The sequence below is a fragment of the Luteibacter sp. dw_328 genome (assembly GCF_018449605.1).
Classification (GTDB): domain Bacteria; phylum Pseudomonadota; class Gammaproteobacteria; order Xanthomonadales; family Rhodanobacteraceae; genus Luteibacter.
This window is the reverse complement of the sequence record NZ_JAAVUW010000006.1, coordinates 284,267-298,767: the sequence shown is the minus strand read 5'-3', so window position 1 is coordinate 298,767 and position 14,501 is coordinate 284,267. Positions and strand designations below refer to the sequence as shown.

11 protein-coding genes are annotated in these 14,501 nt (G+C 64.4%); 6 read left to right on the top strand and 5 right to left on the bottom strand.

The features are described from left to right. The first annotated feature begins 97 nt into the window (after positions 1-97). Positions 98-436, top strand: a complete 339-nt coding sequence (locus HB634_RS16285; protein WP_213949330.1) for a hypothetical protein — start codon at positions 98-100, stop codon at positions 434-436. Between the two features lie 51 nt (positions 437-487). Here HB634_RS16285 and HB634_RS16280 read toward each other — a convergent pair whose 3' ends face one another. From HB634_RS16280 to gltB, 4 genes are all read right to left on the bottom strand, one after another. Continuing rightward, positions 488-1,282 (bottom strand): SDR family oxidoreductase, encoded by a 795-nt coding sequence (locus tag HB634_RS16280; RefSeq protein ID WP_107915744.1) that lies wholly within the window; start codon positions 1,280-1,282, stop codon positions 488-490. 120 nt (positions 1,283-1,402) lie between these two features. Continuing rightward, entirely contained in the window at positions 1,403-2,170 is a 768-nt protein-coding gene (locus HB634_RS16275) for an NRDE family protein (RefSeq protein WP_213949328.1), read from the bottom strand. Positions 2,171-2,261: 91 nt separating this feature from the next. Then, entirely contained in the window at positions 2,262-3,698 is a 1,437-nt protein-coding gene (locus HB634_RS16270) for a glutamate synthase subunit beta (RefSeq protein ID WP_213949326.1), read from the bottom strand. Then, positions 3,695-8,146: a glutamate synthase large subunit gene (gene gltB / locus HB634_RS16265; RefSeq protein WP_213949323.1), complete on the bottom strand. Its 4,452-nt coding sequence runs from the start codon at positions 8,144-8,146 to the stop codon at positions 3,695-3,697. The genes HB634_RS16270 and gltB overlap by 4 nt, the downstream gene beginning before the upstream one ends. Positions 8,147-8,528: 382 nt before the next feature. Between gltB and HB634_RS16260 the strand changes: the two genes are divergently transcribed. The 5 genes from HB634_RS16260 to HB634_RS16240 all read left to right on the top strand — a co-directional run bounded on the left by HB634_RS16260 (position 8,529) and on the right by HB634_RS16240 (position 13,666). Continuing rightward, positions 8,529-9,701: a peptidoglycan DD-metalloendopeptidase family protein gene (locus HB634_RS16260; RefSeq protein ID WP_213949321.1), complete on the top strand. Its 1,173-nt coding sequence runs from the start codon at positions 8,529-8,531 to the stop codon at positions 9,699-9,701. A 14-nt stretch (positions 9,702-9,715) separates the two neighbouring features. Next, positions 9,716-11,071 carry a S41 family peptidase gene (locus HB634_RS16255; RefSeq protein WP_063571188.1) on the top strand — a complete coding sequence of 452 codons (1,356 nt, stop codon included), beginning with the start codon at positions 9,716-9,718 and terminating at the stop codon, positions 11,069-11,071. Positions 11,072-11,203: 132 nt separating this feature from the next. After that, positions 11,204-11,509: a hypothetical protein gene (locus HB634_RS16250; protein WP_213949319.1), complete on the top strand. Its 306-nt coding sequence runs from the start codon at positions 11,204-11,206 to the stop codon at positions 11,507-11,509. A 246-nt stretch (positions 11,510-11,755) separates the two neighbouring features. Beyond that, positions 11,756-12,013 (top strand): hypothetical protein, encoded by a 258-nt coding sequence (locus HB634_RS16245; protein ID WP_063571190.1) that lies wholly within the window; start codon positions 11,756-11,758, stop codon positions 12,011-12,013. Between the two features lie 84 nt (positions 12,014-12,097). Beyond that, the gene (locus HB634_RS16240) at positions 12,098-13,666 is read left to right on the top strand and encodes a Tc toxin subunit A (protein ID WP_213949317.1); all 1,569 of its coding nucleotides are present in this window, start codon (positions 12,098-12,100) and stop codon (positions 13,664-13,666) included. A 215-nt stretch (positions 13,667-13,881) separates the two neighbouring features. On the opposite strand, the gene HB634_RS16235 is transcribed toward HB634_RS16240, so the two are convergent. After that, the gene (locus HB634_RS16235) at positions 13,882-14,373 is read right to left on the bottom strand and encodes a hypothetical protein (RefSeq protein WP_213949315.1); all 492 of its coding nucleotides are present in this window, start codon (positions 14,371-14,373) and stop codon (positions 13,882-13,884) included. Positions 14,374-14,501 lie beyond the last annotated feature (128 nt).

Here is a 14,501-nt window from a genome sequence, read left to right as displayed (position 1 = left end):
CTGCTGAAACATGCGCGGTGAACTGCCAAAGGCCCCATCGTCCGCCTCGACGACGACGGATACGTCGCGGAAAATGCCGAACAGGAAGTAAGCCACCATGGCTCGAGGGATCGACCGCGACCTCACCAGCGTATTCATCAACTGCCCGTTCACCGCGGACTTCCGGCCGCTGCATGAGGCGATGATCTTCACCGTGCTGGCCTGCTACTTTCGCCCGCGGTCCGCGCTTGAAGCCAACCACAGTGACGATGCGTCTGGACAAGTACGTGGCTGCACGAGAGCCGTTCTACGGTACGGTTGGCTGACGCTTCTTCCGGCGTTTCGCGTACCACCGCCCGAAGGACGGCATGAGGCAGGCGATGACGAACGCCGCGATAGCACTGAACATTCCTTGATCCTGTGCGCCGATCCCAGGTCGGCTATCGCGGCAATCTAGGTATCACGTCCATTATTGTCAATCGCCGTCCCTGGCGATCGGTGCGCGCGTTCAGATAATCGAGCGGGTCACGCCGCCGTCGACGCGGATCGCCGCGCCTGTCGTGCCTGACGCCTGCTCCGAGGCCAGGTACACCGACACGTTGGCCACTTCCTCAACGCTCAGAAGGCGCTTGATCAGCGACGTGGGGCGGTGGGTCTGGATGAAGTCACGCTCGACCTCTTCCAGCGACTTGCCCTGGTCCTTGGCAATCTTGCCGAAGAATTCGCTGACGCCCTCGGACAGGGTCGGACCGGGAAGGATGGCGTTAACCGTCACGCCGGTGCCCGACATCACCTCGGCCAGGCCGCGCGAGACACCCAGCTGCGCCGTCTTGGTCACGCCGTAGTGGACCATTTCGGCCGGCACCTGCACGGCGGACTCGCTGGAGATGAACTGCACGCGGCCCCAGCCGCGCTCGGCCATGCCCTTGGCGTAGTGACGCGAGAGGCGCACGCCCGAGTTCACGTTCACTTCGAAAAAGCGCGTCCACTCCGCGTCGTCGATGTCGAAGAAGCCCTTGGGCTCGAAGATGCCGAGGTTGTTGACCAGGATATCGGTCTCCGGCACGGCTTTGATCAGCGTGGCGGCGCCCTCGGCCGTGCCCAGATCGGCAGCGACACCCTTGAGCTTCGCGTTGGGTACGTCCTTGCGGATGGTGGCGAGGGCTTCGTCCACGCGGGCCTGGGTACGACCGGTGACGACCACTTCGGCGCCGGCGGCCGCGAGACCCGTGGCAATGGCCAGACCGATACCGGCGGTGGAACCGCTGACGATGGCGCTGCGCTTGCTGAGATCGATGTTCATGGGAAAGCTCCGAAAGAGGGGGGAACGATGTCTGACCCACTCATCGTCGGGGCTGGCAGGGTGTGGATCAATCGCCCTTCAGGCAAAAGACTCTCGCTTCTACGCCAACAACCGCTTCGGTCAGGCGCGGGCGACGTCGTAGCGGGTCTCGCCCTGCGGTACGCCGTGGGGGCCGAAGCGGCGCTCCGCGATCACCGCGCTATCGTCGTGATCGACCAGGATGACCGTGCTGGCGCGGGTGCCATAGGTCTCACCGACGATGAAGGCGCTGGAAAGGAATCGCTCGCGTTCGATGCCGACGCCTGTATCGGGGAGGACATCGTCCGGCCACGCACCCTGGTCGGCAACCAGTTGGAATAGCGCATCGACATCGGTCTCCGTGTCGTTGGCCACCCAGGTCGTGAGGTGCTCGACCAGGGCCTGCGTCTTCGGCCAGGGGGCGTTGAAGTCCGCATTACTCAGGCCGTGCACGCCCGGCTCGACCCGCTGCGCCCGGGCGTTCGGATGATTGCCCAGGTAATAGGCATCGTCGTGGTCGAAGGTCAGCAGGTTGAAGGGGCGGTAGCCTTTGGCGCTGGACATCAGTTCGATCGCGTGGGCGCGGGCGGGCACGTTGGAGCCGAGGTAGTCCGCCACCAACAGCCCACGCGACAGCCCGCTGTGGTCCGCCGTCATGTCGCGCACGTTGGTGATGACGCTGACGCGGCCATGCGGCGCCACGCCTGCCCAGGTGCCACCGGCTTCGAGATCGCGCCCGGCGATCACATCGGGTGCTTCAACCCACGGGGCGAGCGGCTCCGTCGGACGCGCGTGGAACTCGTCGCGATTGCCGACAAGCACCAGCCGCCAGCGCGGATGGACATGCCAGGCGAAGGCGATCAGGCACATGGGTGGGGAGTGGCCCGGAGGAGCATGGACCTATTGTGCCCTACCCGCTGCCGCAAGGTTTTGCAGAAACGGCCGGGCTCCGGGCGGTCGATCAGACCGCCACCTTCAACGCCAGCTTCGCATTCGCCAGCATCAGTGCGATCGATCCGGCCGCTTCACGTCCGTCATAGACGGCGCGCACCACGAGGTCGGCGCCACGCACATTATCGCCACCGGCAAAGATGCGTGGATTGCTGGTCTGCAAGGGCAAGCGACCCTCGCCACCGGCGACGATGCGACCACTGCGATCGCGATCCACACCGAAGGCATCGCACCAGTCAGGCGGGCTCGGCTGGAAGCCGAAGGCCTGGATCACCACGTCGGCACGCAGGTCGGTTTCGCTGCCTTCGACGTTGCGTGGACGCGGGCGTCCATCGCCATCGTCGACAAGCTGTGTCTCGACCACGCGAACCGCGGTGACCTTGCCGCCTTCGCCGACCAGCGCGATGGGCTGCTGCTGGAACAGGAAGCGCACGCCTTCCTCACGGCTGTAACCCACTTCGCGCCGCGAGCCGGGCATGCTGGATTCGTCGCGACGATAAACGCAGGTGACCGAAGCGGCGCCGAGGCGGATCGCCGTGCGATTGCAGTCCATGCCGGTGTCGCCGCCGCCGAGTACGACGACATGTTTCCCGGCAAGGTCATAGCCCGGTGCAGGTTCTTCGTCGCGCAGCAGGCGTTCGACATTGGCAATGAGGAAGGGCAGCGCATCGTGCACGCCGCCGAGGTCGCGCCCCTCGAGCTGGCCATCGACATAGGTGTAGGCACCCGTGCCGATGAACACGGCATCGTAGTCGGCGAGCAATTCGTCAAAGGCGATGTCCCGGCCGATCTCTACGCCGAGATGGAAACGCACGCCCATGCCCTCGAGCACCATGCGCCGCGTGCGCACGACGGATTTGTCCAGCTTGAAGGGCGGGATACCGAAGGTGAGCAGGCCACCAATTTCGTGCTGGCTGTCGTAGACATCCGCGGCGATACCCGCACGGCGCAAACGGTCGGCACAAGACAGGCCCGCCGGACCGGCTCCCACGATGGCGACACGCAGACCGGTTTCGCGGACGCGCGAAAGATCAGGACGCCAGCCCTGGCGAATCGCTTCGTCAGTGACCCATTTTTCAACACTGCCGATCGTTACCGCACCGAAATCACCCTGCTCCAGTGTGCACGCGCCTTCGCACAGACGATCCTGCGGGCACACGCGGCCGCAGATCTCGGGCAGCGGGTTGGTTTCGTGCATGAGCGTCGCGGCTTCGAACAGGCGGCCGTCCTGGACCAGCTTCAACCAGTTCGGAATGTAGTTGTGCACCGGACAGGCGTGCTCGCAATACGGGTTGCCGCAATCGATGCAGCGCTCCGATTGCGCCGCCGCTTCCGATGGCGCGAACTCGCCGGAGATTTCACCGTAGCCGAGCACGCGTACCGCCACGGGCACGGTGCGCGGCGTCTGCCGGGGTACCTCGAGGAAACGGAAGTCCTTCGCGCTCATGCGGCACTCCGGAGTTCTTCGGCCAGGGCATCGAGGCTGGCGGCTTTCGGTTTCACCAGCCAGAAGCGCTGCAGCAGGCCGCGGAAATCGCCAAGGACCTTGCGCCCCCACGCGGAGTCGGTGAGTTCGGCGTGGCGGGCGATGAGCTGGCGCAGGTGCTGCATGTAATGTTCCATGCCTTCGTGCGAAATGCGCACGATGTCGACGAGTTCGTGGTTGTAGCAGTCGACGAAGTTGCGCTCGGTGTCGAGCACGTAAGCGAAGCCACCCGTCATGCCGGCGCCGAAGTTGAGACCGGTGCGACCCAGCACCGCGACGACGCCGCCGGTCATGTACTCGCAGCAATGATCGCCCGCGCCTTCGACGACAGCCAGCGCACCGGAGTTGCGCACGGCGAAACGTTCACCGGCCTGCCCGGCGGCAAACAGCTCGCCGCCGGTAGCGCCATAGAGGCAGGTATTGCCGATGATCGACGCTTCCTGGCTGGCGAACGGTGAGTCCGCCGGTGGCCGGATGACGAGACGACCACCGGCCATCCCCTTGCCCACACCATCGTTGGCTTCGCCCGTCAGGTCGATATGCACGCCGGAAGCGTTCCATGCACCGAGGCTCTGCCCGGCTGAGCCGGTCAGGTGCAGGTGGACCGGCTTCTCGACCATGCCGACATCGCCCCAGCGACGCGCAACGTCCCCGGAAAGACGCGCACCGATGGCGCGGTCCGTGTTCGCGATGTCGTAGCGGAACGTTCCGCCGAGCGCATCTGCGACCACGGCACGCGTATCGGCCGAGATGCGGCTGGCCAGCGTGGCGGGATCGCGCATGGGATTACGTGCGAACGTGCAGGCGAAGTCGACCTTCTCGCCCATGCCGTCCTCGGCGATGAGAGGCGAGAGGTCGAGGCGGTCCTGTACGGCCGTCACGCCATCGCGCTGCTCGAGGCGACCACTCTGGCCGACGAGCTCTTCCAGCGTGCGCACACCGAGGCGCGCGAGATGGCGACGCACGTCTTCCGCGACGAAGCGGAAGTAGTTCATCACCATGTCCGGCAAGCCGAGGAAGTGCTTCTGACGCAGCACAGGGTGCTGCGTCGCCACGCCGGTGGCGCAGTTGTTGAGATGGCAGATACGCAGGTACTTGCAGCCCAGCGCCACCATCGGGCCCGTGCCGAAGCCGAAGCTCTCCGCACCGAGCATGGCGGCCTTGATCACATCCAGCCCGGTCTTGAGCCCGCCATCGGTTTGCAGGCGAACACGGCCACGCAGGTCGTTGAGGCGCAGCGTCTGTTGTGTTTCGGCGAGACCGAGTTCCCACGGCGTGCCGGCGTATTTGATGGAGGTGAGCGGGCTTGCACCCGTGCCACCGTCGTGGCCCGACACCGTGATCAGGTCCGCGCCGGCCTTCACGACACCGGCGGCGACGGTACCCACACCCGCGTGCGAGACGAGTTTCACCGAGATGAGTGCTTTCGGGTTCACTTCCTTGAGGTCGTGAATGAGCTGGGCAAGATCTTCGATGGAATAGATGTCGTGATGTGGCGGCGGTGAAATCAGGCCGATACCCGGCTTGGCATAACGCAGGCGGGCGATGGTCGCGTCCACCTTGTGGCCGGGCAGCTGACCGCCCTCGCCTGGCTTGGCGCCCTGGGCGATCTTGATCTGCAGCACTTCGGCATTGACCAGGTAGGTCGGCGTCACCCCGAAGCGACCCGAGGCAACCTGCTTGATCTTCGACGCGCGGTCGGTGCCGTAGCGGGCGGGATCTTCACCACCCTCGCCGGAATTGCTGCGCGCACCGAGACGATTCATCGCGATGGCGAGCGCTTCATGCGCCTCCGGCGACAAGGCGCCCAGCGACATACCGGCCGAGTCGAAGCGCTTGAGGATACTTTCCACCGGCTCGACCTCGTCGAGCGGGACAGGTGTACCTTCACGTGGCACGAGCAAGTCGCGCAACGCCGAGGGCGGACGCGCATCCACGTAGTGCGCGTATTTCGCGTAGTCGTCCCAGTCACCCGTGCGCACCGCCACTTGCAGGCTGGCGATCACGTCCGGGTTGTACATGTGGAACTCGCCGCCATGCACGTATTTGAACAGCCCGCCTGCGCGAAGCGCGTGCGCTTCATCCCAGGCTTCGGCGGCGAGAAGGCGCTGCTCTTTCTCGAGATCGTCGAAGGTCGAACCACCGATGCGCGACGGCGTGCCGGGGAAGCAGATATCCACGACGTCGCGCGACAGGCCGACGATCTCGAAAAGCTGCGCACCGCGGTAGCCCGCGACGGTGGAGATACCCATCTTCGAGAGGATCTTCAGCAGGCCCTTGCGGATGCCGCGACGGTAGTTGCGACCGATCTCGCGCGGCGCGCCTTCGCCGTTGCGGATGTGTCCGCTGCGGCCCATGTCGAACAGGCTCTGATAGGCCAGCCAGGGATAGATCGCCGTCGCGCCAAAGCCGAGCAGGCAGGCGAAGTGGTGAGGGTCGCGCGGCGTCGCCGTCTCGACCATGATGTTGCATTGACATCGCAGGCCACGATCGACCAGACGCGCATGCACGGCACCCGTCGCCAGCAGGGAGTGGATCGGCAGCAGGTCGCGACGCGGATAGCGGTCGCTCAGGAAGACGATCTTCACGCCGCCGCGCACGGCCGTTTCGACGGCGTCGCAGATACGCAGAAGCGCCTGTTCCAGCGTCTCGTCGGCGCCGTACATCAGGTCGAAACGCGGCGTGTCCGCATACTCCGCGTTCGCGAGGATCTGGCGCAGCTTGCGCTGCGAAAGGATCGGCGAATTGAGCAGGATCTGCTTCGCGTTCTCGGGACCGAGATCGAAAATGTTCCGCTCCTGCCCGATCTGGGTCACGAGCGACATGACCAGGCGCTCGCGCAGGGGGTCGATCGGCGGGTTGGTCACCTGCGCGAAGCCCTGGCGGAAACGATCGAACAACGGACGGATCTGTCGCGACAGCACGGCCATCGGCGTGTCGTCGCCCATGGAGCCGGTGGCTTCCGCTTCGGTCTCGGCGAGCACCTTCAGCACCGACTCGCATTCTTCGCGCGAGAGGCCGAAGAGCTTCTGGTAGCGACGCAGCTCCTCGGCAGGCAGCGGCTCGGCGGCGAGACTGGGATCGATGAGATCGGATTCCAGATAGGTGACACCATCGCGCAGCCAGTCGCGGAACGGCGCGCGCTGGCGATTGATCGCATCGATGTCGGCATCACGCAGGAGTCGGTGCTCGCGAAAATCCACGGCGATCATCTCGCCCGGCGCAAGGCGTCCCTTGGCAACGATGCGAGCCGACGGGACATCCCACAGGCCCGCTTCTGAAGCGACGATGAGATGGTTGTCGTCGGAGAGTGCCCAACGGGCCGGACGCAAGCCGTTGCGGTCGAGCGTGCAGGCGGCATAGCGGCCGTCGCACATGACCAGGCCCGCCGGGCCATCCCATGGCTCGCTGTGCAACGCGTAGTACTCATAGAACGCGGCGAGGTCTTCGTCGATGTCTTCGCGCGCCGAATACGCCGGCGGCACGAGCACGCGCATCGCCGTGAGCAGGTCCATGCCGCCCATGAGCAGCACTTCGAGTGCGTTATCGAGGCTCTCGGAGTCCGAGCCGCTCTGCCGCACCAGCGGACCGATGTCCGAGAGGTCGACCAGCTCAGAACGCATGACGGACGTGCGGGCCTGCATCCAGCGACGATTCGCGCGGATGGTGTTGATTTCGCCGTTATGCGCGAGCAGGCGGAACGGCTGCGCAAGGCGCCACTGCGGCGAGGTATTGGTCGAGAAGCGCTGGTGGAAGACCACGGCGTCGGCAACGAGCGCCGGGTGCTTCAGGTCGGGGTAGACATCCCGCAGGTGCCCCGGAGCAGCCATGGCCTTGTAACCGACGACCTCGCCCGAAAGCGACACCACGTAGAACTGCGTGTCGCCGGCAAGCGCGAGCTCCGCACGACGACGCGCGTGGAATAGCTTAGCTTCGAACTGCGCCGTCGTGAGGTCGCCCGGTGCATCGACGAAAATCTGCCGTACGCGCGGCATGGACGAGGCCGCCAGCGGTCCGCAGGCCGCCGTATCGACGGCGACATCGCGCCAGCCGGCCACGTGAAGATTCACGGAGGCGAGTTCGGCCTCGAGTATGCCGGCAGCACTGCCGTCGCCTTCGGGATCGAGAAAGACGACGCCGGCAGCGAAGTGCGTAGCCAGCGCGATGCCGGATTCCCGCGCGAGCGCGCGCAGCCATTCGACAGGCCGGCGAATCAGTACGCCGCAGCCGTCGCCGCTGATGCCGTCCGCGTTCACACCGCCGCGATGCGAAAGTTTGGCGAGTGCCGAAAAGGCGGTATCGACCAGTGCCGAACTGGCATGGCCGTCTATCTGCGCAACGATGCCGAAGCCGCAGCTGTCGTGTTCGAACGCCTCGTCGTAGAGGCGCGGAGTGCCTTGCTTCACCATCCGCCTCCTGGGGCATAAGGTTGTGCTGGGAAATCTGGCGAGCACGTGGCCCCGCGACCTGGAACGGTCGACCATCACGTGCACGCGAAGGGGCTTGCGGCCCACTTTAGTCATATTTGTCGCGCTGCGTCAAAGCGTTCAGACGTCCAAACGGAAAGCGAACGGAATTCTTACGTCGCGCGTGCCTAGACCACTTCGTGGAAACGGGCTACGGGGCGGGTTGAGGGCCATACCAGCCATCGCCGATGAATCGGCTCCTGCCAAGCCACGGCGAGGCCAGCAACCCGACGAATGGGCCGGACCGGGCCCTGCCCCGTACGAGCCGATTCATCGGCGAACCGCCGGCAGGCGGCTCCACCACCGTATAGGTAATAATCGCCCGATGCGCCCACTCCCTCGCCTCCCCCTCCTCCTGACCCTCATCCTCCTCGCCACGGCTCCCTTACCGCCCGCCTTCGCTGCACAGGACGCCAAGACCCGGTCCGAGCAGGACGACGCCCGGCAGAAGCTCGACGGGGTGCGCAAGGAGATCGAGGGCCTGACCAAGGACCAGCGGGACACCGCCAACGCCCGGGACAGCGCGAATGCCGCCCTGGCCAGGCAGGCCGAGCAGGTCTCGGCCGCAGCCAAGGCCGTTCGTGAAACGGACACGGAGCTGGAAGCGCGCAAGCGCGACCTCGCCCAACTGAACGACCAACGGGCCGGGATGCAGGCCGGCCTCGACCAGCAGAAGGGCGCGCTGAGCGACCTGCTCCGGGCCACGTACACGCTCGGCCGCGGATCCGACCTCCAACTCCTTCTCGGCGACGAAGACGTCAACCGCATTTCCCGCGCCCTCGCCTACTCCCGCTACTTCCAGGAGAACCGGGTCGAGCGCATCCGTGGCCTGCTCGCGGATCTTTCCCGCCTGCAGGAGGTCGAAACCGCCATCACCGCCGAGCAGGACAAGCTCGAGGCGACCCGGGCCGAACGCGAAAAGCGCACCGGCGAACTGGAAAAGCAACGCAGCGAGCAACAGAAACTGGTGGTCGAGGCGGATTCCAAATTCAAGGACCAGGCCCAGCGCATCGCCGCGCTCAAGCAGAACGAGCAGGACATGAATGCCCTGGTCGCCCGGCTGCAGAAGGTGATCGACGAAGCGGCCAAGGCCGCCGAGCCCGCTCCCACGCCGAAGGGCGCGCCTGCCGCCGCACCCATGGGCAACCTTCGCGGCAACCTGCCCTGGCCGACCAACGGTCCGGTGCACGCCTACGGTAGCGGTGTGATCATCGTCGCGGCGCGCGGCAGCGAAGTGAAGGCCGTAGCGCGTGGCCGCGTCGTCTTCGCGAACTTCCTGCGCGGCTACGGCATGATGATCATCGTGAACCACGGCAACGGCTTCATGAGTATGTACGGCAACAACGAAACGCTGCTGCACGGCGTGGGCGACATGGTCGAGGCTGGCGAAACCGTCGGTACGGCCGCGGCGCCCGCCGGTGACAACGGCGCCTATTTCGAGCTGCGCCAGGGTGGCAAACCCATCGATGCGCGCGGCTGGCTCGGTAAACGGCATTGACCCCGGAGACAGGCATGCGCCAGCACCCCCTTCGTTTCGCCCTCGCGCTTGCCCTCGGCACCGTGGTGGCGATACCCGCCGCCCAGGCCCAGCAAAAGCCACTCAAACAACCCGATGCTCCTGCAGCGTCCTCGACATCCGCAGCGGCGGTGGCCGCCAAAGCGGACGACACCGTCGACCTGGACGACATCCGCAACTTCACGCGGGTCTACCAGATCGTGCGCCAGGCGTACGTCGAGAAGCTCGACAACAAGACCATCATGAAGGCCGCGATCAGCGGCATGTTGCAGAATCTGGACCCGCACAGCGAGTACCTGGACAAGGAAGGCCTCGACGAACTCGACGAGGACACCACCGGTCAGTACGGCGGCCTCGGCATCGAGGTGCTCCAGGTGGACGGCAACCTGAAGATCGTCTCGCCGATCGACGACACGCCCGCCTCTCGCGCCGGCATCAAGCCCGGCGACACGATCCTCAAGGTCGATGGCATGGTCGTCGACAGCCAGAACATCGACGAAGCGTTCAAGAAGCTTCGCGGCGACCCCGGCAGCAAGATCACCCTCACCATCCTGCATGAGAAGTCGGACAAGCCGATCGACATGCCGCTGGTGCGCGAGCGCATCGCCGTCACCAGCGTGAAGGTGCGCCAGCTCGATCCGGGCTACGTCTATATTCGCCTGAGCCAGTTCCAGGAAGACACGGCGACGGACATGGACAAGAAGCTCGCCGACTTCATCAAGAAGAACGGCGCACCCCGAGGCGCCGTTCTCGACCTCCGCTCGAATCCGGGCGGCCTGCTCACCACCGCCGTCGCGGTGGCCGACGCGTTCCTCGACTCCGGCGTCATCGTGACGACGAAGGGTCGCCTGCAGGACGCGAACCTCAACTTCGACGCGCACCCTGGCGACCTGCTCAAGGGCGCACCGATGGTGATCCTCACCGACAACGGCACGGCTTCCGCAGCGGAGATCGTTTCCGGCGCACTGAAAGACAACCATCGTGCACTGATCATGGGCCGTCGCACCTTCGGCAAAGGCGTGGTGCAGACCGTGCTGCCGCTGGATCAGGATCACGCCGTCAAGATCACTACCGCGCGTTACTACACGCCCAACGGTACATCCATCCAGGCCGAAGGAATCAAGCCGGATATTCCGCTTGCCGATCTTGCGGTGAACAAGAGCGACACGGCGCCGCAGCTGATTGGTTCGGAAGCGGACCTGCCGAATCATCTCGTTAACGAGAAGGCTGCCAAGGACGACAAGAACGCATCCGACGATGATGGCAAGCTGGCCATCGAGGATTACGCGTTGTCGCAGGCGTTGAATGTTTTGAAGGGGATGGCGCTGAATCGGCAGGCGGTCGGCAAGTAAGGTCGCAGGCTGAGTATTGCCTGAGGCACCTACGACAAACGGCATATCGCCGATGAGCGCGCCACCGGAGCAGCATGGAGTGGGAGCCGGACAGACGGCCTCTCATCCCTTTCTGACACAAGGACACGTGCCATGGCCGCCAATACTGCTCTCAAGACTGACATCGTCAAGCTGACAAATGCTTACTACGCAAAGAAGAGCATCAAGAAAACCGTCTCGGAAGACAACTGGGCAAAGATCACCGAGCCGTGCTCATCGGCAGAGGCGAGTGAGGCCGCTATCGACATCTGTGCCAAGTACGGTGTCGAAGTCCCCAGCGATGCAAAGAAACTGGTTGCCGAAGGCCTCGACGCCGTGGCTACCTATATCGCAGAACGCTCGGACTCACCGCTTCTAAGCTGGGGCATCGACCCCGCAAAGACAAAGACATTGCCCTAGTAATCCGGGCCGCTGACATCCCATCTACTGGTTTCAGGCAAGCCGGCAATCGAGGTTGCGCGCTGTCGTGGGCGCTGAATCGGCAACTGGATGACAAGTAGAAGCAAGCGCTCAATTTCCCCAATCGCACCTACAACCAAGGGGGTATGGCGTCGGATGTTGAGCGCACGACAAACTTGAGATGGGCTCCTCCCACGATGAGCCCCTCGAGACGGAAGTCATCCACATTTCAAAGGAGCAACACCCATGAGTGGTGATAGCGAACAAGAAATTCTAGCCAGAATTCTTAAGTATGCCTCAGCGATTGACGAAGACGAGAAATGCGGCCATGTCGTCACAGCCGATATGCAGCTGGATGTCTGTCCGAGCGACAGCAAGGCACTCGAGAACATTGCGACCAAGCTCAAGCAGGTTTACGACCTGTCGTGGCCTGCCAAGATAACGACTCTGGGGACAATCAGGGAAGCTGCCAACTACATCTTCCAGAATAAAACGCAAGGTTAGCCTGGGACGTACGTCAACCGCATGACCGACCCGTCCATGGTCGGTCATGCGAAGCCTACCTGGTACAAAGCGAAAGGATTCGCCATGTCTAAGCCCGCGCCCCTGGCCACCATGCCGGCACCCAATACGTTCGCTGCCGACTACCCGAGCCTGTTCGGCGATCAGGGCATCGACCTCTGTCCGGACGAAGCATTCGAAAGCCGCTTCGGCCCGTTCGCGTACGCGGATTCACTCCTGGTCACCGCACGCAGGCTTGAAGCGAAGGTCGGCGAGCCGCCCGAGAGCCCTCTGGCAAGCCGACGTCGAGATATACCCGACCTACTTCTGGACGAGCCGGCACTGAACCGGCGCGTGCCCCGCCTGGCTCTGGCGGTTGAATACCTCGAAGCCATGGTGAAGTCCACCGACAGCGGCCATGGGAACGCAGCGGTGGTGCTGGCCGCCGCGACATCACCAGCAAACCTGCCCTTCGATCGCGCCTGGGCCCTGGTGGCTCAGGTGCTACGAAGCAAGCGCCAGCATCCCTGGCAGCTGCTGCGCCAGACCGATGAGGACTACCCCAACTTCTCCCATCGAACCATCGTCAACGCCTCGATGCGCAACGCGCTCACCCTGTGCACGGGCCTGGCACCGGCTCAACTCAGAGCGCTACAGGCAACTCAGGCAACCAGCGACCGTGCCTTGTGGACGCGGATGGGATGGCCGGCGGACAGCACGGTCGCCGGCCTCGCCGATTCGGTAACGTTCCTGTCATTGACTGGCCTCAACCGCAAACGCCTGCGTCAGTTGCTCGCCGTCAATGGCGTCGCCAGATCTTCGGACGACGTTAGCCACACCTCGGTGACGATCAGCAAGGAGGGCAAACCCGATGAGGACCCCGATAGCAGCACGTTCGGTGCGCACTTCGTCAATGACGGCCAGTCGCCCGCGCTAAGACTGGTCTCCGGACGCGAAACAGGCAAAGCCACACGCATCGAAAACCTCACCACGGGGCACATCCATCGCATCGATGCGATGCTCCGACTACATGCCGGTACCGGCCTGCCCTTTGCGGCGCTCGATCGTTTGCTCCAGGCCATCTTCGCCGCCCAGCGCCTGGACGACGGCTTCCAGATCGACGTCCATGCCTTGCGCGCGCTTGGCTTGTACTGTCATCTCCGCGACAGCCGCCGGGTGGACCTGAATGCCTATGCGGCCGTCCTGCATGAGATATCTCCTTATGCCACCGGACGCGACACTTCCCACTACGACACGCTGTTTCGCCCCGGTGCCGGCAGCAGCGACCTTGCCGGTTCCGGCGCACTGCTCACCATGGACGGCAAACCGTTCAGCAAGGCCAGCAGCGATCCGACGATGCAGCGCCTTTGCGCAGGCATGGCTGTCGGTATCGACACCCTCTCCACCATGGTTGGATGGGTAACCAAGGCGAGGAACATTCGCGAGCCCGTCCGCAGCCTGTCATTCGTGTCCGCCTGCCACGCCTCGTCGTGGTGCCACGCTGGCTTGGCCTCGACGAGACGAGAGGCCTGGCGCTGCTGCGTCTGTTCAAGCAGGCGCAGCCCACCCTGTTTGCGCAGCTCGCCGGGGAAGCCAAGCTCGCCCGCGGTGATACAGAGAATGCGCCGGATATCATCGATGCGATCGTCACGCTGATGAACCTCTCCGAATGGCTTCGTCGTCACCGCCTCGACGCCATGACGCTCACCACCGTGCTCGGCGATCAAGGGACGCGAGCGACCGACCTGGTCCGCCGCATTCCAGAGCTCCCCCTGCTGAAGCACGCCGCGACTGACGACCGCCTGCAAGACACGTTCCTTGAAATGCCCTTTGCAAAGGACGCCAAACGTTCCCCGACCGAACTGCTGTCGTCACTGATCGACAGCGGCGGGGTGTTCAAGGAAACCGTGTTCGACCTGGACGGCGACACGTTGGACATGATGATCGATACCGCGCTCAAACCGTCGATGGATACGACAGCCGGTCGCCGGGTAGCCACCAGGCAGAAGTTCGAGCGAACCCGAGCGCGCGTCAAGCAACGACTTACCGAGTTGCTCGAAGGCCAGCGTAACCTGTTGGAGACCATCCTCGAGTCCTTGCTTCCCGAGGTCGATGACCCACTCGTGCGAGCCTCCCTGGCCCGATGGGCCGGCGCTACACCCACAGCAGTGCTGGGACTCCTCAGGAACAGGCACGCGCCCGACGAAAGCGCCTCGGCGTGGCTGAAGACGCTGCGCCAGCGGGCGCCACTGGTCGCGCTGCTGGCCGTCGATGCGCCAACGATCGATGCGATCCGCACCCATCGCGAGCGCTTCGACCTGAGCGAGTCGGATATCCAGGAGGTCGGCCTGATCCTCGCTCATCGCCTTGCCGAATGGAACGCGACGATAAGCGCCGTCGCCGCACGCTCCGGCATCGAGAACGAATTGGCACGCGACGCGCTACTCGCTTACCTTGCGACAGCCCCCGACACCATTAAAGGCGAGTCCGC